At 72.2% G+C, this 23940-nt stretch carries 22 protein-coding genes and 1 pseudogene; 14 read left to right on the forward strand and 9 right to left on the reverse strand.

The features are described 5' to 3' along the window. Window positions 1-27: 27 nt before the first annotated feature. The 6 genes from ACSQ2D_RS16165 (at window position 28) to ACSQ2D_RS16190 (ending at window position 6852) form a co-directional block, all read left to right on the forward strand. Window positions 28-891 (forward strand): enoyl-CoA hydratase/isomerase family protein, encoded by an 864-nt coding sequence (locus ACSQ2D_RS16165; RefSeq protein ID WP_435986953.1) that lies wholly within the window; start codon window positions 28-30, stop codon window positions 889-891. A gap of 93 nt (window positions 892-984) precedes the next feature. Beyond that, entirely contained in the window at window positions 985-2064 is a 1080-nt protein-coding gene (locus tag ACSQ2D_RS16170; RefSeq protein ID WP_435986954.1) for a sulfite oxidase, read from the forward strand. A gap of 40 nt (window positions 2065-2104) precedes the next feature. Continuing rightward, entirely contained in the window at window positions 2105-2935 is an 831-nt protein-coding gene (locus tag ACSQ2D_RS16175; protein WP_435986955.1) for a DUF72 domain-containing protein, read from the forward strand. Window positions 2936-3070: 135 nt separating this feature from the next. After that, complete coding sequence (locus ACSQ2D_RS16180; protein WP_435986956.1) at window positions 3071-3586, forward strand: OsmC family protein; 516 nt, start codon at window positions 3071-3073, stop codon at window positions 3584-3586. A gap of 9 nt (window positions 3587-3595) precedes the next feature. After that, the gene (gene pta, locus ACSQ2D_RS16185; RefSeq protein ID WP_435986957.1) at window positions 3596-5698 is read left to right on the forward strand and encodes a phosphate acetyltransferase; all 2103 of its coding nucleotides are present in this window, start codon (window positions 3596-3598) and stop codon (window positions 5696-5698) included. Continuing rightward, window positions 5695-6852 (forward strand): acetate/propionate family kinase, encoded by a 1158-nt coding sequence (locus ACSQ2D_RS16190; RefSeq protein WP_435986958.1) that lies wholly within the window; start codon window positions 5695-5697, stop codon window positions 6850-6852. The genes pta and ACSQ2D_RS16190 overlap by 4 nt, the downstream gene beginning before the upstream one ends. Window positions 6853-6916: 64 nt before the next feature. On the opposite strand, the gene ACSQ2D_RS16195 is transcribed toward ACSQ2D_RS16190, so the two are convergent. After that, on the reverse strand, window positions 6917-7789 hold the full coding sequence (locus ACSQ2D_RS16195) for an SDR family oxidoreductase (protein ID WP_435986959.1): 873 nt from the start codon (window positions 7787-7789) through the stop codon (window positions 6917-6919). On the opposite strand from ACSQ2D_RS16195, the gene ACSQ2D_RS16200 reads away from it, so the two are divergent. Both ACSQ2D_RS16200 and ACSQ2D_RS16205 read left to right on the forward strand, forming a co-directional pair. Next, entirely contained in the window at window positions 7788-8435 is a 648-nt protein-coding gene (locus ACSQ2D_RS16200) for a DUF6882 domain-containing protein (RefSeq protein WP_435986960.1), read from the forward strand. The genes ACSQ2D_RS16195 and ACSQ2D_RS16200 overlap by 2 nt on opposite strands. A 57-nt stretch (window positions 8436-8492) precedes the next feature. Continuing rightward, window positions 8493-9716, forward strand: coding sequence for an AI-2E family transporter (locus ACSQ2D_RS16205; protein ID WP_435986961.1), 1224 nt, complete (start codon window positions 8493-8495; stop codon window positions 9714-9716). Between the two features lie 193 nt (window positions 9717-9909). On the opposite strand, the gene ACSQ2D_RS16210 is transcribed toward ACSQ2D_RS16205, so the two are convergent. The 5 genes from ACSQ2D_RS16210 to ACSQ2D_RS16230 all read right to left on the reverse strand — a co-directional run bounded on the left by ACSQ2D_RS16210 (window position 9910) and on the right by ACSQ2D_RS16230 (window position 15493). Then, window positions 9910-11016, reverse strand: a complete 1107-nt coding sequence (locus tag ACSQ2D_RS16210; RefSeq protein WP_435986962.1) for a hypothetical protein — start codon at window positions 11014-11016, stop codon at window positions 9910-9912. A 70-nt stretch (window positions 11017-11086) separates the two neighbouring features. After that, window positions 11087-11725 carry a GNAT family N-acetyltransferase gene (locus tag ACSQ2D_RS16215; RefSeq protein WP_435986963.1) on the reverse strand — a complete coding sequence of 213 codons (639 nt, stop codon included), beginning with the start codon at window positions 11723-11725 and terminating at the stop codon, window positions 11087-11089. 69 nt (window positions 11726-11794) lie between these two features. Beyond that, window positions 11795-12289 carry a MogA/MoaB family molybdenum cofactor biosynthesis protein gene (locus ACSQ2D_RS16220; RefSeq protein WP_435987865.1) on the reverse strand — a complete coding sequence of 165 codons (495 nt, stop codon included), beginning with the start codon at window positions 12287-12289 and terminating at the stop codon, window positions 11795-11797. A 28-nt stretch (window positions 12290-12317) separates the two neighbouring features. After that, window positions 12318-12743, reverse strand: a complete 426-nt coding sequence (gene moaC, locus ACSQ2D_RS16225; RefSeq protein ID WP_435987866.1) for a cyclic pyranopterin monophosphate synthase MoaC — start codon at window positions 12741-12743, stop codon at window positions 12318-12320. 107 nt (window positions 12744-12850) lie between these two features. Next, window positions 12851-15493 carry a UTP--glucose-1-phosphate uridylyltransferase gene (locus tag ACSQ2D_RS16230; RefSeq protein ID WP_435986964.1) on the reverse strand — a complete coding sequence of 881 codons (2643 nt, stop codon included), beginning with the start codon at window positions 15491-15493 and terminating at the stop codon, window positions 12851-12853. Window positions 15494-15552: 59 nt separating this feature from the next. Here ACSQ2D_RS16230 and ACSQ2D_RS16235 point away from each other — a divergent pair, with 59 nt between their 5' ends. Then, entirely contained in the window at window positions 15553-16167 is a 615-nt protein-coding gene (locus tag ACSQ2D_RS16235; RefSeq protein WP_435986965.1) for a 5-formyltetrahydrofolate cyclo-ligase, read from the forward strand. 87 nt (window positions 16168-16254) lie between these two features. On the opposite strand, the gene ACSQ2D_RS16240 is transcribed toward ACSQ2D_RS16235, so the two are convergent. Beyond that, window positions 16255-18786, reverse strand: coding sequence for a penicillin acylase family protein (locus ACSQ2D_RS16240; protein ID WP_435987867.1), 2532 nt, complete (start codon window positions 18784-18786; stop codon window positions 16255-16257). A gap of 229 nt (window positions 18787-19015) precedes the next feature. On the opposite strand from ACSQ2D_RS16240, the gene ACSQ2D_RS16245 reads away from it, so the two are divergent. Together ACSQ2D_RS16245 and ACSQ2D_RS16250 are read left to right on the forward strand one after the other, a co-directional pair. Further along, complete coding sequence (locus ACSQ2D_RS16245; protein ID WP_435986966.1) at window positions 19016-20536, forward strand: potassium/proton antiporter; 1521 nt, start codon at window positions 19016-19018, stop codon at window positions 20534-20536. A 45-nt stretch (window positions 20537-20581) separates the two neighbouring features. Then, window positions 20582-20725: pseudogene (locus ACSQ2D_RS16250) on the forward strand (FmdB family zinc ribbon protein); the annotation flags it as partial. A gap of 14 nt (window positions 20726-20739) precedes the next feature. On the opposite strand, the gene ACSQ2D_RS16255 reads toward ACSQ2D_RS16250, so the two are convergent. Beyond that, complete coding sequence (locus ACSQ2D_RS16255) at window positions 20740-20970, reverse strand: hypothetical protein (protein ID WP_435987881.1); 231 nt, start codon at window positions 20968-20970, stop codon at window positions 20740-20742. 84 nt (window positions 20971-21054) lie between these two features. Here ACSQ2D_RS16255 and ACSQ2D_RS16260 point away from each other — a divergent pair, with 84 nt between their 5' ends. The 3 genes from ACSQ2D_RS16260 (at window position 21055) to mscL (ending at window position 23167) form a co-directional block, all read left to right on the forward strand. Continuing rightward, window positions 21055-21942: an S-methyl-5'-thioadenosine phosphorylase gene (locus ACSQ2D_RS16260; protein ID WP_435986967.1), complete on the forward strand. Its 888-nt coding sequence runs from the start codon at window positions 21055-21057 to the stop codon at window positions 21940-21942. Between the two features lie 2 nt (window positions 21943-21944). Then, window positions 21945-22643, forward strand: coding sequence for an SAF domain-containing protein (locus ACSQ2D_RS16265; protein WP_435986968.1), 699 nt, complete (start codon window positions 21945-21947; stop codon window positions 22641-22643). A 158-nt stretch (window positions 22644-22801) separates the two neighbouring features. Continuing rightward, window positions 22802-23167, forward strand: coding sequence for a large conductance mechanosensitive channel protein MscL (mscL, locus tag ACSQ2D_RS16270; protein WP_435986969.1), 366 nt, complete (start codon window positions 22802-22804; stop codon window positions 23165-23167). Window positions 23168-23461: 294 nt separating this feature from the next. Here the strand turns inward: mscL and ACSQ2D_RS16275 are convergent, their stop codons facing one another. Beyond that, window positions 23462-23884 carry a tetratricopeptide repeat protein gene (locus ACSQ2D_RS16275; RefSeq protein ID WP_435986970.1) on the reverse strand — a complete coding sequence of 141 codons (423 nt, stop codon included), beginning with the start codon at window positions 23882-23884 and terminating at the stop codon, window positions 23462-23464. Window positions 23885-23940: the final 56 nt, after the last annotated feature.

Genomic DNA, 23940 nt, shown 5'->3' on the forward strand with positions numbered 1-23940 from the left:
GTCCGAGCACACACCCGAGGAGAGCGCATGTCCGACACGACCGGCACCGACCGCTGGAAGGCCCTTGACTTCGCGCCCCCTCCCCCCGACGAGGACGCGTCGGAGCCCTCCGTGCTGGTCGAGTACCTGGCGGGGGACCGCATCGCGCTGATCACCCTGAACAGGCCACTCGCCGACAACGCCATCACGACCGAGATGGGCGCTCGCCTGACCGAGGTGCTCGAGACGATCGCCGTGCGACCCTCCATCCGCGTCGCCATGATCACCGGCGCCGGTGAGCGCGCGTTCTCCGTCGGCAGCGACCTGCGCCAGCGAAGGAGCATGACGAAGGAGCAGTGGCTGCGGCAGCGCCAGGACTTCGACCGCACGCTCTACACCCTCCGACAGCTCCGCAAGCCGATCTTCGCCGTGGTCAACGGGATCGCGTACGGCGGCGGGTCCGAGATCGCCCAGAGCACGGACTTCATCATCGCGTCGGAGAACGCGACCTTCGGACAGCCCGAGGCCATGATCGGGCTCTCGGCCGGAGGCGGCTCGCCGGCCCTCCTCCCCCGCCTCCTGCCACGGGGACGGGCGCTGCAGATGCTCATGACCGGAGACCCGATCACAGCACAGGAGGCCCACCGGATCGGGATGGTCAACGAGGTGCACCCGCCGGCGGAGCTCATGCCCTCGGCCATGGGCATCGCCGAGAAGATCGCGAGCAACTCGCCCACCGCCGTCCAGGCCGTCAAACGTGCCGTTCACCTGGGTGAGGGACAGCCGATCGAGCAGGCCGTCGCGATCATGATGGAGGCCCACTGGCGCTCCGCCGTGCACCCCGACCGGGTCGAGGGGATCGGGGCCTTCAACGAGAACCGGGACCCCGACTTCCAGGACTCGGACTACTGAACGCCGCCCCGATCGGCACCCCTGCTCGACACCCCTGCTCGACACCCCTGCTCGACACCCCTGATCGACACCCCGATCCACGAGGAGCCCACCATGCTGGCTGACGACACTCTCCGACGAGCCCGTTCCGCGCTGACGATGATCCATGAACACCCGTTCAACGCCGAGGCGCCACCCGAAGGGCTGACCGGCGACACCACTCCGACGGAACAGCACTACGTGCGCAGCAACTTCGCGCTGCCGGAGCACGACGGCACGCTCGAGATCGGTGGTGCCGTGGGCTCTCCCACGACGCTCACGCTGGACGACCTGCGCGCCATGCCGTCCGTCGAGAGGGCCGTGACGCTCGAGTGCGCGGGGAACGGCAGGCTCGAGACGAGGCCACTCCCGGCCGGGGAGCCGTGGGGGGCGTATGCCGTCTCCACCGCCGTGTGGACGGGCACGTGGTTGCGCGACGTGCTCGAGCAGGCGCAGCCTGCGCCTGACGGCGTGGAGGTTCGGTTCGAGGGCGCCGACAGCGGCTCCTACCTCCTCAACCCGGTGCTCGCCCAGACCGTGAAGTCCGACCTGACCTTCGTCCGGTCGCTGACCCCCGAGCACGCCCTCGACCCGGCGGCGGAGATCCTCATCGCCTACGAGATGAACGGTCGCCCGCTCGGTCCCGACCACGGGGCGCCCTTCCGGATCGTCGTGCCGGGCTGGTTCGCGGTGGCCTCGGTCAAGTGGCTCAAGCGGATCGACGTCGTGACCGAGCCGTTCGAGGGCGAGTTCCAGACCGGGCACTACGTCTACGAGTGGCCGGATCGTCCCCACGAGCGGGTGACGACGATGCGCGTCCGCGCCCGCATCACCGACCCGGCACCGGGAGCCGTCCTCACGCCGGGCACCCACGTGATCCGCGGGAAGGCCTGGTCGGGCACGGGCCCGGTGACGAACGTCGACCTGAGCTTCACCGGCGAGGGCGCCTGGAGCCCGGCGGTGGTCGAGGCTCCCCGGGGCCCGCACCAGTGGCAGGGCTGGTCCTACGAGTGGGAGGTCACCGAGCCGGGGCGGTACAGCATCCGCGCCAGGGCCACCGACGCGGCGGGCAACGAGCAGCCGGACGTCCCGCCGTGGAACCGGCTCGGCTACGGGAACAACGCCGTCGAGGTGTCCTACGTCGACGTGCGTTGATCTCGGGCGCCCGCGGACGCCTCGTGGGTAAGGGACGGGCATGCCTCACGCATGGATCGGCGTCTCCGGGTGGCGCTACCCGTCGTGGCGCGGCGACTTCTACCCGAAGGGTCTCCCCCAGCGGCTCGAGCTGACGTATGCCGCCGAGCGGATGACGTCGATCGAGGTGAACGGGTCCTTCTACTCCCTCCAGCGTCCGAGCTCGTATGCCGCGTGGCGGGCGGCCGTGCCCGCCGACGTCGTGCTCGCCGTCAAGGGTGGACGGTTCATCACCCACATGAAGTCCCTCCGCGACGTCGAGACCCCGCTCGCGAACTTCTTCGCGAGCGGGGTCCTCGCCCTCGGCCCCCAGCTCGGGCCGGTCCTCTGGCAGCTCCCGGAACGTCTGTCCTTCGACCGGGAGCGCCTGGCCCGGTTCTTCGAGCTGCTCCCACGCTCGACGGGCGAGGCCGCCCGGCTCGCGGCCGGCCACGACGACAAGCTCGCCGAGGACCGGGTGCTGACGACGTGCGACGTCGAGGCGCCGGTGCGCCACGCCCTCGAGCCTCGTCACGAGAGCTTCGAGTCCGACGAGGCGCGCGCCCTCTGTGCCGAGCACGGCGTGGCGCTCGTCGTCGCCGACAGCGCGGGCCGCTGGCCGGTGATGCGCGACGCGACGAGCGACTTCCGCTACGTGCGGCTGCACGGCGAGGGCGAGCTCTACGCGAGCGGCTACACGGACGCTTCGCTCGACCGCTGGGCCGGCACGTGCCGGGACTGGCTCGACGAGGGCCACGACGTCCACGTCTACTTCGACAACGACGCCCGGGGTCACGCGCCGCACGACGCCGTGCGCCTCGTCCGGCGGCTCGGTCTGTCCACGGTCGCCTGAACCGGCGCACGCCGGTCGACGCGTCGCCGGTCGACGCGTCCGCCCGGCAGCCGGCCACCCGGCATACGGTGTCGTCACGAGAGTCGTCGGACGACGGGAGACAGCCATGACCGAGCACCACCCGGGTGAGGCGGCGTGAACCGCGACGAGCTGCGCGCCGCGCAGGAGCCGCTCAAGGCCCGCTACCGCGAGGACCCGGCCTCGGCCGTGCACCTGCTGTCGGCCAGCGCCGTCTTCGGCGAGCCGGTCACGGTCGAGGTGCGCACCGCGGCCGGGGCGGTCCGCGCCGGGCTCCACCCGGCGGCGGGCGGCGACGGGTCCGACGCGTGCTCCGGTGACATGCTCATGGAGGCCCTCGTCGCGTGCGCGGGGGTGACCCTCCACGCCGTCTCCGTCGCGTTCGGCGTCGACCTGCGCGACGTGGAGGTCCGCGCCGAGTCGCGGTTCGACGCGCGCGGCACCCTCGGCGTGAACCGGACGGCACCGGTCGGGGTGCTGTCCCCCCGGGTCATCGCCGAGGTCTCGACGGACGCCGACGACACCACCCTGCAACGGCTCGCGACCGCGACCGAGCGCTACTGCGTCGTCGGCCAGTCGCTCCGGGAGCCACCGACGGTCGAGGTGCGGCGCCGCGAGCCCCGCGACCGCTAGGTTCGTGGCGTGAGCCGCAGCGTCTACGTCGCCTCCCCCGAGGGCCTCACGGGCAAGTCCGCCGTGGCCCTCGGACTGCTCGACGCCCTGCTGCGCGAGGTCGGGTCGGTGGGTGTCTACCGCCCGCTGACGACGCTCGGCGGCACCGGTCCCCACGACGAGGTCGACCACATCGTCGAGATGCTCGTCAGCCAGCCCGGTGTCGAGCAGACCTACGAGGAGGCGCTGGGCGTCACGTACGCCCAGGCCCACGAGGACCCCGACGAGGCGCTGCACGTCATCGTCGAGCGGTTCGGGGCGCTGAGCGCGCGGTTCGAGGTCGTCATCGTCCTCGGCTCCGACTACACCGACGTCTCGACCGGCACCGAGCTGTCCTTCAACGCGCGGGTCGCCGCCAACCTCGGCTCGGCCGTCGTGCTCGTGGTGCACGGCCGCGACCGCACGCCCGACCAGATCCGCGTCGCCGCCGACAGCGCCATCACCGAGCTGCGCGCCAACCACGCGCAGACCGTCGCCGTCGTCGCCAACCGCGTCGACCCGGCCGACCTCGACAAGGTCCGTGAGGTGCTGGCGACGCTGCCCTTCCCCGTCACGGCCGCCATCCCCGAGAACGCGCTGCTCTCGGCACCGAGCTTCCGGGCGCTCGCCGACGCGATCGGGGCGCGGCTCGTCCTCGGCAGCGAGTCGTGGATGGACCGCGACAGCCTCGGCCTCGTCGTCGCCGCGATGAGCCTGCCCAACGTCCTCGCGCGCCTCGGGCCCGACGTCACGGTCATCGCGCCGAGCGACCGCACCGATCTCATCCCGGGCCTCATGCTCGCGCACCAGTCCGGCACCTTCCCGACGCTCGCCGGGATCATCCTCACCGGTGGCTACCCGATCCCCGAGACGATCGCGCGGCTGTCGGCCGGTGTGCAGCAGGACCTCCCGATCGCCCTCACCGACGACGGGACCTTCCGCACGGCCGAGCGGCTCATGCAGGTGCGTGGCCCGATGACCAAGGGCTCGCGCAACAAGATCGAGACGGCTCGCCGCCTCTTCTCCGAGAGCGTCGACCAGGCAGCGCTGCTGACGGCCATCGACGTGTCGGCCTCCGAGGTGCGCACGCCCCTGATGTTCGAGTTCCAGCTCATGGAGCGGGCCCGTTCGGACCGCAGGCACATCGTGCTCCCCGAGAGCCAGGACGACCGCATCCTCGAGGCGGCCGACGTGCTGCTGCGCCGCGGGGTCGCCGAGCTGACGCTGCTCGGCGACGAGACGAAGGTGCGCGCCCGCGGGTCGGCCCTGGGCCTCGACCTCGACACCGCGGCGGTCGTCTCCCCCACCGACCCCGGCCTCGTGGAGCGCTTCGCGCAGGAGTATGCCGCCGCGCGGGCCCACAAGGGCATGACCGTCGAGCGCGCCCGAGAGGTTGTCACCGACATCTCCTACTTCGGCACGATGATGGTCCACCTCGGTCTCGCCGACGGCATGGTGTCAGGCGCCGTCAACACGACGGCGCACACGATCCGTCCGGCGCTCGAGTTCGTCAAGACGGCCGACGGCGTCAAGACGGTCTCGAGCGTCTTCCTCATGTGCCTCGCCGACCGGGTCCTCGTCTACGGCGACTGCGCGGTGATCCCGGACCCGACCGCCGAGCAGCTCGCCGACATCGCGATCTCCTCGGCGCAGACCGCCCAGCAGTTCGGGATCGAGCCGAGGGTGGCGATGCTCTCCTACTCGACCGGCACGAGCGGGTCGGGTGCCGAGGTCGAGAAGGTCCGTGCCGCAACGGATCTCGTGTCCCGGCGGGCGCCGGACCTCGCGCTCGCCGGGCCGATCCAGTACGACGCCGCCATCGACCCCGTCGTCGGTCGGGCCAAGATGCCCGACTCCGACGTCGCCGGTCACGCGACGGTCTTCGTCTTCCCCGACCTCAACACCGGCAACAACACGTACAAGGCCGTGCAGCGCAGCGCGCACGCCGTCGCCGTCGGCCCGGTGCTCCAGGGCCTGCGCAAGCCGGTCAACGACCTCTCCCGCGGTGCGCTCGTCGACGACATCGTCAACACGGTCGCCATCACCGCCGTCCAGGCGCAGGGCACCTCGCAGCAGCAGGGAGAGCACCGGTGAGCGGTTCCACGAACGAGCGGCCCGTCCTCGTCCTCAACGCCGGGTCCTCGTCGCTGAAGTACCAGCTGCTCCTGCCCGAGACGGGTGAGGTGCGGGCCCGAGGACTCGTCGAACGGATCGGTGAGTCGGGAAGCGGCGTGGCCGACCACTCGGCCGCGCTCGAGGTGATGAGCACGCGCCTGCGCCACGACGGCATCGACCTCGACGAGGTGCCACTGCGGGCCGTCGGTCACCGCGTCGTCCACGGCGGACCCGACTTCTCCGAGCCGGTCGTCATCGACGACGCCGTCCTGGACCGCATCCGTGAGCTGAGCACCCTTGCGCCACTGCACAACCCGGCCGCCGTCATCGGGATCGAGGCTGCGCGGGAGCGCTACGACGTGCCCCACGTCGCCGTCTTCGACACGGCATACTTCTCGTCCCTGCCCGCCGAGGCGTCGACGTATGCCGTGCCCCGCGACCTCGCCGCGAAGCACTCGATCCGCCGCTACGGCTTCCACGGCACGTCGCACCAGTACGTCGCGCAGGCAACGGCCGACCTGCTGGGCCGTCCGCTCGGTGACCTGCGTCAGGTGATCCTGCACCTCGGCAACGGCTGCTCGGCGTCCGCGGTGCGGGGCGGACGGGCCGTCGACACGTCGATGGGCCTGACGCCGCTGCAGGGGCTCGTCATGGGCACCCGCTCCGGTGACGTCGACCCCGGGCTGCACGCATACCTCGCCCGGGAGGCGGGGCTGTCGCTCGACGAGATCGACACGGTGCTCAACAAGAGGTCCGGGGTGCTGGGACTCAGCGGGGTCAACGACTTCCGCCAGCTGGAGCAACGGCTGGCCTCGGGCGACGCCGACGCCCGCCTCGCGTTCGACGTCGTCGTCCACCGGATCAAGCACTACGTCGGCGCCTATCTCGCGATCCTCGGCGGCATCGACGTGCTCGTCTTCACGGCCGGTGTCGGGGAGAACAGCATCTCGCTGCGGGCCGGCGTCACGGAGGGCCTCGAGGAGCTCGGGATCACGGTCGACCGGGCGCAGAACGCCGCCCGGTCCCAGCAGGCTCGCGTCATCTCACCCGAGAGGGCCAAGGTCGTCGTCGCCGTGGTGCCGACGAACGAGGAGCTCGCCATCGCCCGGCAGACGGCCGACCTCGTCGGCTGACGCTCGCGGCGCCCGCAGCCGGGCGGCAGCTCGAGGTGGTGCCGGCACCCGCAGGATGCCGCGATCAGCTCGACGGGCGCTGGGCCTCGAGGTACTCGCGCAGCGAGGTCGGCCGGCGACCCGTCAGCCGCTCGACGTCGCGGCTGACGCCGTCGAGCTCGCCCGCGGCGACGGCGGTGTAGGTCGACACCCACGCGTCCACCTGCCAGTCCGGTGCCCCGTAGACCGCGCGGGACGCGTAAGCCTCCTCGACCGTCTCGTCGTGGAAGCGCACGTCGCGTCCGGTGACCTCGCTGATGACCGCAGCCATCTCCGTGAAGGTCAGCGCCTCGGGACCGGTCAGGTCGTAGGTCGCTCCGGCGTGCGACACCGGGTCGACGAGGACGGTGACCGCGACGCGGGCGATGTCGTCGTGCGAGACCACCGCCGCCCGGCCGTCTCCTGCGGGACCGCGGACGACGCCGTCCTCGCCGACCATGTGGTCCATGAACTCGAGGTAGAGGTTGTCGCGCAGGAAGGTCCACGCCATGCCGGACGCGCGCAGGTGCTCCTCGGTGGCGGCGTGGTCACGGGCGAGCGTGAACGTCGCGTCCGGAGCGGCCCCGAAGAACGAGACGTAGACGACGTGGCGCACGCCGGCCGCCGCGGCCGCGTCGACGAAGGCCCGGTGCTCGGCCAGGCGGTCCTCGTTCTCGGCGGCAGAGACCATGAAGAGGGTCTCGACGCCCTCGAGTGCGGCCCGCGCGGCATCTGCGTCACGGTAGCTGCACCGAGCCGCGACGGAACCCGACAGCTCGGGCGCTCGCGACACGTCACGCACGAGCAGCCTCTGGGCGACGCCTCGGTCGGCGAGCTCCCGGGCGACGAGCCCACCGAGCCACCCGGTCGAGCCGGTGACGGCGAGGGAGGGCGAGCCGGCAGAAGCGTCAGATTCCATGCTCTCGAGCGTACGCATCGCAGCGCCGCGCTGGCAGGATGCGCTCATGTCATGGCTACGACGACGCGAGGACCGAGCCGCACGCGACCTGTCGGAGGCCTCCGGCAGGACAGCGGCCCACCAGACGGACCCGGTCGTCACCGAGGCCCTCGAGGGCGAGCTCAACGACCTGCTCAACCTCGGCAACGACCTCGCACAGCGGGCCACGCGGGCCAACGTCGAATGGGGCCTCGGCACGGCCGAACGCTACGACTTCGACCAGGAGACGGGGCTCATCACGTTCACCTGGCCCGACCGGGTGGCGACGGCGCCCTTCCAGTTCCTCGGCAGCTACGCCCACCGGCCGGGGACCTGGCTCTGGAGCTGGGCGAACGACAGCATCGACGATCGCGTGAAGTCCGACTCGATCCGGTTGCGTGACCACGGGATCGAGCACGGCCGCGACATCCTCCGCACCGAGCACCTCCACGTGGCGGCCGAGGACGGGGACTGTCTCGCGCTGCTCGGCATCGCACTCTCGTCGACCAGCTCGTTCTACCGCGCCCCGGGTGAGCTCAACACCACGTACGTGACCTTCGGCGACGTCACCTTCACGGACGCCTCAGGTGTGACGACGGTGGTGCGGGACCTGCGCGCATCGTCCTGACGTCGCCGAGCAGGGGCGATCCCCCGGAAGGCCGGCGCGGCAGCATACGGTGTGGTCGTGACCGACAACCATGCCGACCCCTCTGGCACGCCCTCCGACGCGACCGTGCCCGTCCGCACCCACGACGGCAGGGACACCCTGCAGACCGACACCCGCGACGAGACCGCGGACCTGCCCGGCATCGACGCGGCGGCCGTGCCACCCGGCATCCGGGTCGCGAGCGACTGGGCGTGGCGCCTGCTGCTCATCGGCGCCGCCATCTACCTGTTCTCGCTCGCGGTGCGCTCGGTCTCCGAGATCGTCGTGCCGGTGGCGATCGCCATCCTCCTGACCGCGCTGCTGCGGCCCGTCGCGACGTGGCTGCACCGCCGGATGAAGCCGGGAGCCGCCGCCGGCATCACGCTGCTCGGCACGATCCTGCTCATCGGGGCGCTCTTCACGCTCGTGGGCACGCAGTTCAGCAGCGGCTTCTCCGACCTGACGAGCCAGGTCGCCACCGGTCTCGAGCGCATCCGTGACTGGGTGCGCACGACCTTCCACATCACCGACGCGCAGTTCGACGAGTACTTCAACACGATCCGCGACAAGGTGAGCGAGTCGGGCAACCTCGGCGACACCGCGACGTCGGTCGGCCTCACGGCGACGCACTTCGTCGCCGGCCTGTTCATCGCGCTCTTCTCGCTCTTCTTCTTCCTCTACGAAGGACCGCGCATCTGGAGCTGGATCGTGCGGCTCTTCCCGCGAGCCACCCGCCCCCGGGTCAACTCCTCGGGCATCATCGCGTGGCACCAGCTGTCGGCGTTCGTGCGCGCGACGATGATCGTGGCCTTCGTCGACGCGGTCGGCATCTCGGTCGGCGCCGCGATCCTCAAGGTCCCCTTCGCCTTCGCGATCGGCATCCTCGTCTTCATCCTCGCGTTCATCCCGATCGTCGGAGCGCTGCTCTCGGGCGCCGTCGCCGTCCTGCTCGCGCTCGTCGCGCACGGCCCGGGCGTCGCGCTCATCATGCTCGCCGTCGTCATCGGCGTTCAGCAGCTCGAGTCGCACGTGCTCCAGCCGTTCCTGCTCGGCAAGGCCGTCAGCGTCCACCCGCTCGCGGTCATCCTCGCGATCGCGACCGGCTCGATCATCGCCGGCATCGTCGGCGCCCTCGTCGCCGTTCCCTTCGCAGCGGTGCTCAACGCCGTGGGCAAGCACCTCTTCAGCGACGAGACCGAGGGCGAGCTCGACCGGGAGATGGCGGCGTCGGCCGACGACGGCGGAGCCCCGGCCAACGCCTGACCCCGAGGTCGTATGCCCTCCGGCTGGGTCCCGCTCGTGAGCGCGGACCCAGCCGGACGCGTACCAAGGCCCGGCCGGCCCGCCGCGCGCCGCGGTCCCCAGACCGACGGTCCGAGTCCCGAGCCGTCTGCGCGCCGCGGCCCCCACACCGACGGCCTACGGGAGCCGGGAGCGAGCCGGGAGCGAGCCGGTGTTACTGGGAGACGGCGCGACGGGCGAAGAGGGCCCGGTCGTCGAGCTCCTCGGCCTCGTCGGCGAACTCGGGGGTGTCGAAGACGTCGGCCGGGATGCCCGACTCGGTGTAGCGCGGCTCGGCCTTGGCCTTGAGCGAGTAGGTCGGGCGCGGCACGGGGACGGGACTCCAGCTGCCCTCGGCGGGCTGCTCGACGGCAGCCACGGCGACCGGCACCTCACCGGTGACCGGCGCCTGGACGTCGAAGACGCCGGGCTCGACGTGCTGGGCGACGACGACCTGCGACTCCCGCGCGACCGCGACGCCCTCCGACGGCGTCGCCACGCCGGTGCTGCGAATGATCTGCGTGTCGTCGCTCGAGAGGACCGGCTTGTGGCGCGCCGCGTCCCGCGCGTCGTGGCGACGACCGCGCCGGCGGCCGTGCGCGCGTCCCTCGGCGTCGGAGCCGGTGCGCAGGCGGTCGGCCTGGGCCTCGGCCCGCAGCCACACGAGCACGGCGGCGACGGTGAGCACGGCGAACGGGATCGAGATCCACATGAGGACGTCGGTGACCGTCAGCACGACGGAGACCGGCAGCCACGCGACCGCGACGAGAAGCAGCGCCGCTCGGAGGCGGCGCTGCGCCAGCGGCACCCGGACGGGCGCCGGACCCGTTGGACGCGCGGGGCGTCGCTCGGCTCCGTGGCTCGTCGGGCGCGCTGACTCGGGCATGCGGTCCACCTCGGCGTAGGGGGCGATGTCGTGGTCGGTGTGGCTCGGGTCCGACGGCGCCCCCGAGGCGGCGAGCGAGGTCGCGAGGACCCGCTCGTCGGAGCGCCGGGCGACGAGCGGCGAGTGGCGGCGCGACGTGCCGGCCGGGACGGCCCGCTTCACGTCGACCGTGGGCCGGCCGGCGTTGGCGGGCTTGACGGCGTACGAGTGCGGCCTGGGGGTGCTCAGCGCGACGGTCGGCAGCGCGGGTCGCTTCTCGAGGACGCGCATGGCCTCGGAGAAGCCCTCGACCGACCGGGTCGCGGCTGCGTCCTCACGCCGGCGGGCCCAGTGCTGCACGAGATAGGCAGCCCAGATCGCCACGATGACGACGAAGATGAGGCTGCTGACTGGCACGTGACCCACGGTAGGACGCGGTTCGGTAACGGCCTCGCACATTCGAGGCGTGTCGCGCAAGAGGCTGGTGTTACACCTGTGACAGGCGAGCCGTGAGGGTCGAGCCGGCCAGGTCCTCGGTCGTGACGGCGAAGGACCGGTGGTCACGCCACGCGCCGTCGATGTGGAGGAAGCGCTCTCGCACGCCCTCGTCGCGCAGGCCGAGCCGCTCGACGACGCGCAGCGAGGGCAGGTTGTCGAGCCGGATGTTGACCTCGACGCGGTGCAGCCCACCCGCGCCGAGCGCGTGGTCGACCGCCATCGCGAGGGCTCGGGTCGCGATGCCCTGCCCGGTGACGGACTCGTCGAGCCAGTAGCCGGCGGCGCCGGACTGCTGCGCCGCGCGGACGATCCCGAAGAGGTGGACCTGGCCCACGATGCGGCCGCCGACCTCGATGCACCACGGCATGGCGCGGTCGGCGCGCGCCTCGGTGTCGAGGTCGCGCACGAACTGCCGGAACGAGACCGGCGCCCGGGCCGGTGAGCCCGGCGGCAGGGTCGGCTCCCACGGCTGAACGTATGCCGCGTTGTCCCGCCGCACGCGCTGCCAGTCGCGCTCGTCGTCCAGACGCAGGGGGCGCAGCACGATCGGCGGCTCGGACGAGCCGTCACGCAGGACGACGGGCCAGCGCGCCTGACCGTCCCGGTGCGGGCGCCACGGCATCCTCATGCGGCCGCTCCCCTCGACCTCGACCCAGGACGGATCACGCAGTGCCGCAGTCGGATCCGTGCCACCACGTCAGTGGTCACTGCCGGGGATCTGGTCGAGGGCGTGACCCAGGACCGGCTCGAGCACGTCGAGCGCGTCGGCCACGCCGCCGCGCGACCCCGGGAGGTTGGCGACGAGGGTGCGCCCGGCGAGCCCGACGAGACCCCGCGAGAGCATCGCCGTCGGGACCCCCTTGGCGACGCCCGCCGCGCGGATCGCCTCGGCGACGCCGGGGACGATCCGGTCGAGCAGGGGGGCCGTCTGCTCGGGCGTCACGTCGGTCGGGGTGAGCCCGGTGCCGCCCGTCGTCAGCACGAGCTCGGGCTCGCTCGCGAGGACCTCGCGCAGCGCCAGGCCGAACTCGTCACCGTCTGCCACGACGACCGGCTCGCCCACCTCGAAGCCCCACGCGCGGAGCCGCTCGACGATGACGGGACCGGACCTGTCGGCGTAGACGCCGGCGGCGGCCCGCGTCGAGGACGTGACGACGACCGCGCGACGGCCCGCTCCCGGCCCCTCGGCCATGCCCTCGGTCGTGCCCTCACCCACGCCCTCACTCACGCCAGTCCCCCGACCGGCCACCGGACTTCGCCGTGACGCGCACGTCCGTGATGCGGCCGTGCTTGTCGACGGCCTTGACCATGTCGATGAGCGCGAGCGCGGCGACCGACACAGCGGTCAGGGCCTCCATCTCGATGCCCGTGCGGTCGGCGGTGCGCACCGTCGCCGTGATGTCGGCGCCGTCGTCGGCCACCGTCACGTCGACCTCGACGCCGTGCACGGCGATCGGGTGCGCGAGCGGGATGAGCTCGGGTGTGCGCTTGACGGCCTGGATGCCCGCGATCCGGGCGACCGCCAGGGCGTCGCCCTTGGGGACCTTCCCCGAGCGGAGCGCCGCGACGGCGTCGGCGCTGAGCAGCACGCGTCCGGCCGCGCTGGCCTCGCGCGCGGTCACGGCCTTGGCCGACACGTCGACCATGTGGGCGCTGCCGTCGGCCCGCACGTGCGTCAACGCCGGCCCCTCGGGCCGCACCGTCTCGGACGGCGCCGTCTCGGGAGCCGCCGCCTCGGGCATCTCGTCGCTCATCACGACTCCTTGTCGAGGACGAGGACGTCGACGACCTCGCCGGCGACGAGCTCGGTCACGTCCTCGGGCACGACGAACAGGGCGTTGGCCCGGGACAGGTCGGCCACGAAGTGCGAGCCCTGGCCCGCCACGGGGACGGCGACGAGCGTGCCCTCGGCCGACCGTGACACCACGGCACGGCCGAACTGGCGCCGGCCGCCGAAGGACTCGACGCCGGAGATGAGGGTCGCCGGCCGCAGCCGGCGCTTCTCGGGGGCCAGGCGCATGAGCCGGCGCAGCGCCGGCCGCACGAAGACCTCGAACGACACGAACGACGACACCGGGTTGCCGGGCAGGGCGAAGAGCGGCACCTGCTTGCCACCGGGTCCGGTCAGCAGGCCGTAGCCCTGGGGCTTGCCGGGCTGCATCGCGACCTTGACGAAGTCGATGCCCTCGTTGCGCAGGGCGCTCTTGACGACGTCGTAGGCGCCCATCGAGACGCCACCGCTCGTGATGACGACATCGGCCTCGGCGACGACCTCGTCGAGCACGGCGAGCAGTTCCTCGTCCGAGTCGCCGACGGCAGCCCGGATCTCGGCGGAGGCACCGGCGCCGACCGCGGCGGCCCAGAGCATCGACGAGTTGGAGTCGTGGATCTGACCTAGCTGCAAGGGTTTTCCGGGCTCGACGAGCTCGGCACCGGTCGACAGCACGACGACGTGCGGCCTCCGGTGGACCTCGACCTCGGCGTGCCCGCAGGCCGCGAGCAGCGCGATGGTGCGGGCGCCGACGACCTCGCCCGCCGAGACGATGACCTCGCCGGACGACACGTCCTCGCCCTGTGGACGGATGAAGCGGCCGGGCGAGACCGCCACGCGACACTCCACCTCGCCCGTCGCGGCCGCGTCGGTGTCCTCGACGGCGATGACCGCGTCGGCACCCTCGGGGATCGGGGCGCCGGTCATGATCCGGGCCGCCTCGCCCACGCCGACCGTGAAGGTCGGGTGGGCCCCCGCGGCCACCTCGCCGACGATGCGCAACCGCACCGGGGACGTACCGGCGGACGCGAGCGACTCGGCGCGGACGGCATACCCGTCCATCGAGGAGTTGTCGAAGTGCGGGAGGTTGACCTTGGCACGGACGTCGCGGGCCACGACGAGGCCGAGGGCCTCGGTGAGCGGCGTCCACTCGGTCGGCGACGGCTCGAGCGTCGAGAGGATGGCCTTGAGGTGCTCGTCGACCGTGCGCACGTCGCCCGGCGTCGTGACGGGCGCCGGCGTGGGCGTCGGCAGCTCGCCGAGCACGGCGTCGTCGAGGACCCGGCGGTAGCCGTCGATGAGCACGTCGCCGACGCAGCGGACGTTGCGGCCGAAGACGGGGTCGCCGATGACCCGCAGGCTCGTGCAGTCGCGCATCGAGGGCACGCCCTTGGGGAAGCGCTGCTCGAAGCCGGACACGAAGCGGTAGGCCGAGTCGAGGTCGACGTAGGGCTCGGGCGCGTCGACGGTCGCGACGACGTGGTAGCCCTCGTCGAGGGAGAAGAAGTCGGACCGGATGACGAGCAGGTCGTTCGTCGTCTTGACCGGCCGGAAGCGCGTGCGCGGCACGAGGATGGCCTCGGACCCCTCGAACACCTCGATCGCCGTGCCCATCGCCGACTCCATCTGGATGACCTCGGGCGAGCTCGGGTCGGCGGGGTCGACGTTCTTGTGGTTGACGATGATCGGCAGGCCGAGGACGCCCTGCTTGGCCGTCATCCGCTCGCGCAGCACCTCGAGGTTGATCCACACGTTGTTGGCGTTGAAGGTGTTGTGGCGCTTGATGTCGCGGAAGTAGCGCTCCTCCCCCTCGGCCACCATCGCCGTGTCGCGCAGCACGATCCGGCCGTCGGACTTGCGCACCGCGAGGTGCCCGCCCTTGCGGTCGCTCTTCGTGCGCTTGCAGACCTCGGCGACGTAGGGCAGCCCGTGCTCGACCATCCAGGCTGCGACGTCGGGGTCGCACGTCGCGCCGAGGTTGTCGGAGTTGGAGAGGAACGCGTAGCGGATCCCCTTCTCGAGCAAGGAGTCGAGCACGCCGGACGTCACGAGCGAGACGTAGATGTCGCCGTGGCCCGGGGGGCACCACTCGAGCTCGGGGTCGTCGGGCCACTTCACCGGCATGAGGTCGTCGGGGCGCAGCTTGGGCTCGGCGTTCTGGATGAAGTCGAGCGGCAGCCCGTCGACGGGCAGGTCGGGGTACTTCGCGAGGATCTTGAGCGACTCCTCCGACGTGCGGAAGGAGTTCATGAGCACGAGCGGGAGCTCGACGCCCCAGCGCTCGCGCAGGGCCAGCACCTGCAGGGCGATGATGTCGAGGAAGGTCAGACCGTCCTTGACCTCGAGCGCCGACTTCGCGCCCGTCATGCCCATCCCGGTGCCGAGGCCGCCGTTGAGCTTGATGACCGCGGTGCGCGACAGCGCCTCGCGCGCCTCCTCGTCGGACACCTGCACCTCGCGGAGGGTCTGCACCTCGCCGAGCGGCTCGATGGACTCCTCGGGGATGGTGCCGAGGGCCCCGGCCTGCAGCTGCTCGTAGTAGTGCTCGAACACCCTGATCGCCTCGGGACCGAGGCCCCGGTCGCGCATCAGTGCGACGGACGCGTGGAGCCCCTGGTCACTCATGGGCATCACCTTACGATGGGCCGCATGTGCGTCACCCGAGTGCGCGGAATGTGCTCCCCGTGAGCGGCCTGGGCAAGCGTGACCTGCGTCACGCGGCACGGGCCCGGCGGCGCGAGATCGCCGCGCACCTGACCCCGGCTGCGCGCGACGCTGCCGCGTCGGCGATCGCCGAGGCCGTGCTCCGCTTCGTGCCCGACCCGTCCCGGGTGGCCGTCTACGAGTCCCTCCCGGACGAGCCGCCGACCGGCCGCCTCGTCGAGGCCCTCCTCGCGGCGGGCCACGAGGTCATCGTGCCCGTCGTGCAGGGTGACTTCTCGCTCGAGTGGAGGTATGCCGTCCCGGGCGCCTCGGGCGACCACGCCACCGTGCGCCGCCCCGGCCACGGCGGCCACGCACCGGACGCCGACGAGCGGCGGGGCTGGCTCGGCACCGACGCCCTCGCCACGTGCGACCTCGTCGTCACCCCCGGGCTCTCCGTCGACGCCCACGGCACCCGGCTCGGTCAGGGCGGCGGCTGCTACGACCGCGCGCTGCTCCACCGCGACCCGGCCACCCCCGTCGTCACCCTGCTCCACGAGGGCGAGCAGAGCGACACCGACCTCCCGGCCGACGCGCACGACCTGCCGGTCGACGGCTACGTCACGACGACCGGTCGCGTCGTTCGGCTGCGCTGACGCACCGACGCGCCGGACCACGGGGGCCCGGCACACGGCATACGCCATCGGGCCACGGGCCCCGGGACGCGCCGCGAACCGCGGTTGCTACGGGGTGGAGGTCGACGACGGCGGCACGAGCGTCAGCTCGTCGTCGGTCGCGTCGCGCACCGCCGTCGCGCTGAACGGCCACGCGAAGGTCTCGTTGGCCGCCCACGCGTCGACCTGGTCGGAGTAGTGGTCGTCGTAGGCGTGGCCCGACTGACCGGTCGAGTTGACCCAGCGGGACGCGTCGAGGTTGCCGAGGTCGACGACCATACGCATCGACGGGCCGCTCGTCACGTCGTAGCCGGGCTTCGAGGCGTTCCACGCGTTGGCGTTGACGATGGAGTTGCCGCCGCCGAGCTCGATGTCGTCGCGGTTGAAGAGGTTCTGGACGAGCTCGGGCACGCCGTCGGCGCCCATGACCTGGTGCGTGAGGTCGAGCGAGTGCAGGCGGCCCCAGCGCCACGTGGCCGGCACCTTGCCGAGCTCACGGGCGAGGTCGAGACGGGCCTCGACGAGCGCCCGCTTGAGGATCTCGCCGGACCCCTCCGTGACGCCGGGCGTCGTCTTGTCGTCCCACCAGTCGTTCTTCGGGTCCTTGAGCAGCTGCTCCATGACGACCATCCACCGGCTGCCGCCGTCGGCTGCGATGTCGGGCGGCAGCTCGTCGAAGGTGAACTCGAGCAGGTGCTTCCACACCGCGTTGTAGTACGCCGCCGACGCGGAGTCGCGGGTCTTGTCGTTGGGCTGGCTGCCGTCCCAGTCGCGCAGCAGGCGCTGGGCCTGGGCGGTGAAGTCGTCGACCTGCACGGCGAGGAGGCGCTCGACGAGGCCCGGGGCGTACGTGTTGCGGGTGTCGCCCTGGATCTGCGACATCGTCTCGGGCGAGACCTTCGGCGTCGCCGAGAGCAGCGTGCGGATGCGCTGGGCCCGGAAGCCGTAGTCCCACTCGGACGTGAGGAAGGGGGTCGGGCTCGCGGTGACCGCCTGGTTGGCCGTGACGAGGAAGCCCTCGGCCGGGTCGAAGGCGTGGGGCAGGTCCTCGAAGGGGACGTAGCCCTTCCAGTCCCACTGCGAGTCCCAGCCGGGCGACGGCCAGAAGCCCGGGGGCGAGCCCGGCGTCGCCGAGCGACGGACCGGGATCTTGCCGGGCGCCTGGTAGCCGATGTGACCGGCGGTGTCGGCATAGACGAGGTTCTGGGACGGCACCGAGAAGAGGGCCGCGGCCTTGCGGAAGTCCGCCCAGTTCGTGGCCTTGTTGAGGGCGAAGATCGCGTCGGCCGTCGTGCCCGGGGTCAGCGCGGTCCACGCGAGCGACACGGCATACCGGTTGGACTGCGGCGCCCCGCGCACGACGCTGCGGTCGCCCGCGGCGTCGATGGCCGGGACGACGTCCGACAGGATCGGGCCGTGCACCGTCGAGCGCACCGTCAGCGGCACGTCGGCGCCGCCGGCGACCTTGATGGTCTCCTCCCGCTTGACGATCCGCGCGTTGAGGCCGTCGCGCAGGTAGGAGTCGCCCGAGACCTGCTCGAGGTAGAAGTCGGTGACGTCCGGGCCGAGGTTGGTCATGCCCCAGGCGACCTTGTCGTTGTGGCCGATGACGACGCCGGGCAGCCCCGAGAAGGCGAAGCCCGAGACCTGGAACGGGCAGGCCGCGCTGAGGGTGCGGCACTGGAGGTTGACCTGGCCCCAGATGCCGGGGATCGACAGGGCGAGGTGCGGGTCGTTGGCGAGCAGCGGCTTGCCCGTCGTGGTGCGTGAGCCCGAGACGACCCACGAGTTCGAGCCGATGCCGTCACCCCGGCCGAGGCTCGACGGGACCGTGTTGACCGACGCGAGCGCCGAGTCGATGGCGGCGTTGCCGTCCTCCGAGCGCATCGCCGTCAGGGCCGTCGGCTCGGGGCTCGCCGCCTGCTCGCTCTCCGACGCCGGCTGCCAGTCCTGCTCCGACAGGATCGGCTGGTTGCGGTCGACGGGATACGGCGGGTAGAGCAGGTTGATCTGCTTGAGGGAGCGCGTCGTGCGCGAGAGGCGCGCGCGGGCGAGCTCGTCGTTGTAGTCGCCGCGCAGGTCCCAGGCCATCGCCTTGAGCCACGAGAGCGAGTCGACGGGCGTCCACGGCTCGACGCGGTAGCCGGGGTTGCGGCGCGCGAGCACGGTGTACTCGAGCGACATCTTCTCGGGCGTCTCGGCCTTCTTGATGTACGCGTTGACGCCGTCGGCGTACGCCTGGAGGTACTGCCGGGTCTCGGGCGCGAGCTTGGGCAGCTCCTGCTCGGCGACGCGGCGCCAGCCCATCGTGCGGATGACCTTGTCCTTGTCGATGCCGGCGCTGCCGACGAGCTCGGAGAGGCGGCCGGCCGTGACGTGGCGGCGCAGGTCCATCTCGAAGAAGCGGTCCTGGGCGCTGACGAAGCCCTGCGCCCGGAAGAGGTCGTTCGCGTTGTCGGCGTAGATCGTGGGGACGCCCTGGGCGTCGCGATGCACGGACACCGAGCTCGTCAGGCCCTCGATCTCGAGCTGTCCGGAGGTCTCGGGGAACGACTGCCGCACCACCCCGATCGCCAGGATCCCGACGCCGACCACCGCCATGACGACGAGGACGGCGACGAGCAGGACGATCCGACGGGCGCGCTTCAACCGTGACACGCGACGAGCCTAGGCCACGGCGGAGAGCGCAGCTCGCAGCCCGTGCGGGGCCGCGCCACATCGTTGCCGAACCGACGACAAACGCACTGGACCCGCCGGCGACGCCCCGCGGACCGCTCCACGGGAGCCGGCGCCGGGATGGTTGGATTGGCCCACACCTGAGGAGCTGCCGTTGACCGCACTCGCGAGCATCACGTCGTCGACCATGGACCTCGACGACCTGACGCGTGTGCTCCTGATCGGCTCGCTCGTGCTCCTCGTGGCCGTCGCGGCCGTGCGTCTGTCGGTCCGGTCGGGCCTGCCCTCGCTGCTCATCTACCTCGGGATCGGGCTGGCCCTCGGCAACGCCGGCGCCGGCATCCAGTTCGACGACGCGTCGATCACGCGGGTCCTCGGCTACGCCGCGCTCGTGCTCATCCTCGCCGAGGGCGGCCTGACGACGTCGTGGTCGAACATCAAGGACTCGGTGGCCCCTGCCGCGGTGCTCTCGACGGTCGGGGTCGTCGTGTCGGTTCTCGTCGTGGCGGTGGCCGCGCACGCCTTCCTCCCGCTGTCGTGGACGATCTCGCTCCTCATGGGCGCCATCGTCACCTCGACCGACGCCGCCGCCGTGTTCGCCGTGCTGCGCAACGTGCCGCTGCCCAAGCGGCTCTCCGGGATGCTCGAGGCGGAGTCGGGCTTCAACGACGCCCCCGTCGTCATCCTCGTCGTCGCCTTCGCCGCCCAGGGGGTGCCGGGCGGCGAGGCCGACCCGTGGTGGGTGCTGCTCCTGCACGCCGCCGTCGAGCTCGCCGGGGGCGCGCTCGTCGGGGTCGCCGTGGGCTGGCTCGGCGGCCAGCTGCTGCACCGCGTGGCGGGCGCGTCGTCCGCCCTCTTCTCCATCGGTGTCGTCGCGCTCACCGTGCTCGCGTATGCCGTCGGCGCCGCGATCCACGTCTCGGGCTTCCTCGCCACCTACCTCTCGGCCCTCGTGCTCGGCAACATGGGTCTGCCCAACCGGGTGGCGTTCCAGAGCTTCGCCACCGCGCTCGGGTGGATCGCGCAGATCGGGCTCTTCGTGCTGCTCGGTCTGCTCGCCGACCCCACCCGCCTCGACGAACAGCTCGTGCCCGCGATCGTCATCGGCCTCGTGCTGCTCCTCGTCGCCCGCCCGTTGTCGGTGGTCGCCTCGGTGTCGTGGTTCAGGGTGCCGTGGCGCGACCAGGTCTTCCTGTCGTGGGCCGGCCTGCGCGGCGCGGTGCCGGTCGTGCTCGCGACCGTGCCGCTCGTCGTCGGGACTCCCGACACGGAGTGGATCTTCGACCTCGTCTTCATGCTCGTCGTCATCTTCACGATCGTGCAGGCGCCGTCGCTGCCCTGGGTGGCCAGGCGGCTCGGGCTCACCGAGCAGGTGCACTCCGTCGACGTCGACCTCGAGTCGACCTCCCTCATGGAGATCAGCGCCGACGTCATCCAGGTGACGGTCGGCGCCGAGTCGCGGCTGCACGGGGTCGCCGTCTTCGAGCTGCGCCTGCCCAAGGGCGCCAACGTCACGCTCGTCGTGCGCGGTGGCGAGGGGTTCGTGCCCGAGCGGCACACGACCATCCGGCACGGCGACCGGCTGCTCGTCGTCACGACCTCGAAGGTCAAGCAGCGCACCGAGCGGCGCATCCGCGAGATCAGCCGCGGCGGGCGCCTCGCCGGCTGGCCGTAGACTGACCCTCGGTCATCTTCCGCTCCCGACGTCCGAGGTTCACCTGTGCCCACCTACTCCTACGCGTGCCAAGAGTGCGGCCACGCCTTCGACATCCGCCAGTCGTTCACCGACGACTCCCTGACGGTGTGCCCGGAGTGCGGCGAGCCTCGGCTGCGCAAGGTGATCCACCCGGTCGGCATCGCCTTCAAGGGCTCGGGCTTCTACAAGACCGACTCGCGTGCGGCGTCCAAGAGCGCCTCGACGCCGGCGGCGTCCGACGGTGCGGGCTCGGGGGAGAAGAAGAAGGACGGCGGTTCGTCGTCGACCTCGTCGTCCTCCGACTCGTCTGGCGGCTCGTCAGGCGGCTCGTCGGGCGGCTCCGGCACGTCGACGCCGTCGAAGACCGCGTCCACCTCGTCTGGCTCGGGGTCGACGTCCGGCTCGTCGTCCACAGCCTCCTGAGCTCGGGGGGACGTTGTCCCCACCCGAGGGCGTATGCCGTCCGGCCGGCCGGGTGCCCGCCCTAGGCTCCTCGCATGACGACTGAGCAGACGACCCTGTCCGACCCCGCCGTCCCGGGCGTGCCCGGCGAGCCCCTCGAGGGTCCGCGCGCCGAGATCGGCGTCATCGGCGGGTCCGGCCTCTACGAGTTCCTCGACGACTACGAGACCGTCGACGTCGAGACCCCGTTCGGGAGCCCGAGCGACCCCCTCGTCATCGGTGAGGTCGAGGGCCGCAGCGTCGCCTTCGTCGCGCGACACGGCAAGGACCACCGCTTCGCGCCGCACCGCGTCAACTACCGCGCGAACCTCTGGGCTCTGCGGGCGGTCGGCGTCCGCCAGATCCTCTCCCCCTGTGCGGTCGGGTCGCTCAGGCCCGAGCACGGGCCGGGCACCATCGTCGTGCCCGACCAGGTCGTCGACCGCACGTGGGGTCGGGCCCACACGATCTACGAGGCCGAGGGGCCGGTCGTCCACGTCGGGTTCGCCGACCCGTACTGCCCCAACGGCCGCCAGGTCGCCGTCGACGCGGCCCGGCTCTCGGCGCTCGAGGTCGTCACCGACGGCACTCTGGTCGTCGTCAACGGGCCGCGGTTCTCCTCCCGCGCGGAGTCGCTCATGCACCAGCAGGCCGGCTTCGGCATCGTCGGCATGACGACGATGCCCGAGGCGGCCCTGGCCCGCGAGCTGGCCATGTGCTTCACGACGATCGCCATGGTCACCGACCTCGACGCCGGCGTCGAGGGCGGCGACGCCGTCACGCACGACGAGGTGCTGCGGGTCTTCGCGACCAACGTCGAGCACCTGACCTCGATCCTGCGCGACGCGATCGGCCAGATGCCCGCCCACGAGCCCGACGAGACGGCCACCTGCCCGTGCCGGCGCAGCCTCGACGGCCTCGAGCTGCCTTTCCCGCTCCCCTGATCATGGCCGGCGGTCGGTGGGGATCCTCGTGGCGTCGCGAGCGGGGCCGGGCGGCGTGGCCCGACGGTCCGCGGCGACGCCGGGCCCGGCGCGCGCGCTGGCGACGGTGGGCTGCGGCGGGCCTCGCCGCGCTGGCGGTGCTCGTCACGGTCGCTGCCCTGCGCCCCACGCCCGCCGGAGGTGCGGGCGTGCCGACCGTCGTCATGGCCCGGGACGTCGCGGCCGGGCAGACGATCAGGTCCGACGACGTCGCGCTCAGCGCCCGCCCGGACGGGCAGCGGCCCGTGACGGCGCTGTCGACGGTGGAGGAGGTGGTGGGCCGGTCCGCCGGGGCTCCCCTCTCGGCCCGAGAGGTCGTGACGCCGGAGCGTCTCGTCGGGGGCGACCTGCTCGCGGGCCAGCCCGATGACCGCGTGGCCCTCAGCGTCCCCGTCCTCGACGCTGCCTCGGTCGGGGTGCGACCCGGTGACCACGTCGACCTCTACGCCACCGGCTCCGGCACGCGGGCCGCGACCGACGTCGTCGTCCTCACCGTCCGTGCGCCGGAGGAGTCGACCGGGCTCGGCTCCGGCGCGCCTGCGCGAGTCACCCTGGCTCTCGACCCGGCACAGGCCGCCGAGGTGGCACGGGGCCTCAGCGCCCTCGAGGCCGGTCAGAGTCTCGTCGTCGCCGTCCGCCGCGGGTCGGGACCCGCACAGTAGGCTCGGGATGCCCGGAGTGTCCGCCTCACGCGCCACTCTCGTCGCAGCGTCGCACACGGGCCGCAGGCTCAGCAGACAGGCAGGACGCTCGGGGCGGGTCGCGATCCGACCCCGAGGCATCGAGATCACCCCGTCCGGGGGCACAGAAAGGGACGCGCATGATCAAGGGTTTCAAGGACTTCCTGATGCGGGGCAACGTCGTCGACCTCGCGGTCGCCGTCGTCATCGGCACCGCGTTCGCCAAGGTCGTCGACTCGTTCGTCAAGGTCATCATGGACCTGCTCGGCAAGCTCGGCGGCACTCCGAACTTCTCGGACTTCAGGCCCGGTGGGGTCGCGTTCGGGGCGTTCCTCACCGCGTTGATCAGCTTCGTCATCGTGGCTGCCGCGGTCTACTTCATCGTCGTCGTCCCGATGAACCACCTCGCCGAGCGACGCAAGGCGGGTGTCGAGCCCGAGCCCGAGGCCCCCTCCGAGGAGGTCATCCTCCTCACCGAGATCCGCGACAGCCTTCGCGCCCGCTGATCCTCGACACGCACCGAAGTGCCCACTCGACCATCAGGTCGAGTGGGCACTTTCGTACGCCCCCAGGGCCAAGCGGCCCCGTCCCGGTACCGAAGTGCCCACTCGACCCCCACGTCGAGTGGGCACTTTCGTACGCCCCCAGGACCAAGCGGCCCCGTCCCGGTACCGAAGTGCCCACTCGACCCCCACGTCGAGTGGCCTCCCCGCACCACCCGTCACATGTGACGACGGGGCCACTCGAGGGTGGGTGCACGCGTCTCGTGTGACGACGAGGCCACTCGACGGGGTGGCGGGTCAGGCGGGGTCGGTGGGACCAGTGACGCCGGTGGCGCTGCCGTAGGCCTCGGGGCGCTCGTAGTCGCCGAGCACCTCGGCGAGGGCGAGCGGACGCGCGGCCTCGGCGTGCCGACCCGCACGCTGGAGCGTGCGGCCGAGCAGCAGGTGCGCGTAGGAGTCGGTCGGCGACTGCTCGATGACCTCGTCGAGGGTCGCCTCGGCCCGTCCGAGCTGGGCCGACTGGAAGTAGGCGCGGGCCAGCATGAGCCGCAGGTCCGTGACGGAGTGGAGCACGCCGTCGTCGACGGCCCCGGCCGTGCGCGACGACTCGACCTCGTCGATGAGCTCGGCCAGGGCGCTCGCGGCGGCCACGTGGTCACCTCGCTCGAAGAGACCCTGGGCCCAGGAGAGGCGCAGCGAGAACGGTGTCGTCGTGTTCATGAGGCCCACAACGCCGCGCGAGGTCACGGCATTCCGGGTGCCGCGCCTGCCGCGCC

The organism is Terrabacter sp. LjRoot27, from assembly GCF_964254175.1.
GTDB lineage: Bacteria > Actinomycetota > Actinomycetes > Actinomycetales > Dermatophilaceae > Terrabacter.

Coding starts and splice junctions, on each gene's coding strand:
- ACSQ2D_RS16165 (WP_435986953.1), top strand. CDS start 28: ATGTCCGACACGACCGGCACCGACCGCTGGAAGGCCCTTGACTTCGCG.
- ACSQ2D_RS16170 (WP_435986954.1), top strand. CDS start 985: ATGCTGGCTGACGACACTCTCCGACGAGCCCGTTCCGCGCTGACGATG.
- ACSQ2D_RS16175 (WP_435986955.1), top strand. CDS start 2,105: ATGCCTCACGCATGGATCGGCGTCTCCGGGTGGCGCTACCCGTCGTGG.
- ACSQ2D_RS16200 (WP_435986960.1), top strand. CDS start 7,788: ATGCTCTCGAGCGTACGCATCGCAGCGCCGCGCTGGCAGGATGCGCTC.
- ACSQ2D_RS16195 (WP_435986959.1), bottom strand. CDS start 7,789: ATGGAATCTGACGCTTCTGCCGGCTCGCCCTCCCTCGCCGTCACCGGC.
- ACSQ2D_RS16215 (WP_435986963.1), bottom strand. CDS start 11,725: ATGAGGATGCCGTGGCGCCCGCACCGGGACGGTCAGGCGCGCTGGCCC.
- ACSQ2D_RS16220 (WP_435987865.1), bottom strand. CDS start 12,289: ATGGCCGAGGGGCCGGGAGCGGGCCGTCGCGCGGTCGTCGTCACGTCC.
- moaC (WP_435987866.1), bottom strand. CDS start 12,743: ATGGTCGACGTGTCGGCCAAGGCCGTGACCGCGCGCGAGGCCAGCGCG.
- ACSQ2D_RS16230 (WP_435986964.1), bottom strand. CDS start 15,493: ATGAGTGACCAGGGGCTCCACGCGTCCGTCGCACTGATGCGCGACCGG.
- ACSQ2D_RS16240 (WP_435987867.1), bottom strand. CDS start 18,786: ATGGCGGTGGTCGGCGTCGGGATCCTGGCGATCGGGGTGGTGCGGCAG.
- ACSQ2D_RS16260 (WP_435986967.1), top strand. CDS start 21,055: ATGACGACTGAGCAGACGACCCTGTCCGACCCCGCCGTCCCGGGCGTG.
- ACSQ2D_RS16265 (WP_435986968.1), top strand. CDS start 21,945: ATGGCCGGCGGTCGGTGGGGATCCTCGTGGCGTCGCGAGCGGGGCCGG.
- mscL (WP_435986969.1), top strand. CDS start 22,802: ATGATCAAGGGTTTCAAGGACTTCCTGATGCGGGGCAACGTCGTCGAC.
- ACSQ2D_RS16275 (WP_435986970.1), bottom strand. CDS start 23,884: ATGAACACGACGACACCGTTCTCGCTGCGCCTCTCCTGGGCCCAGGGT.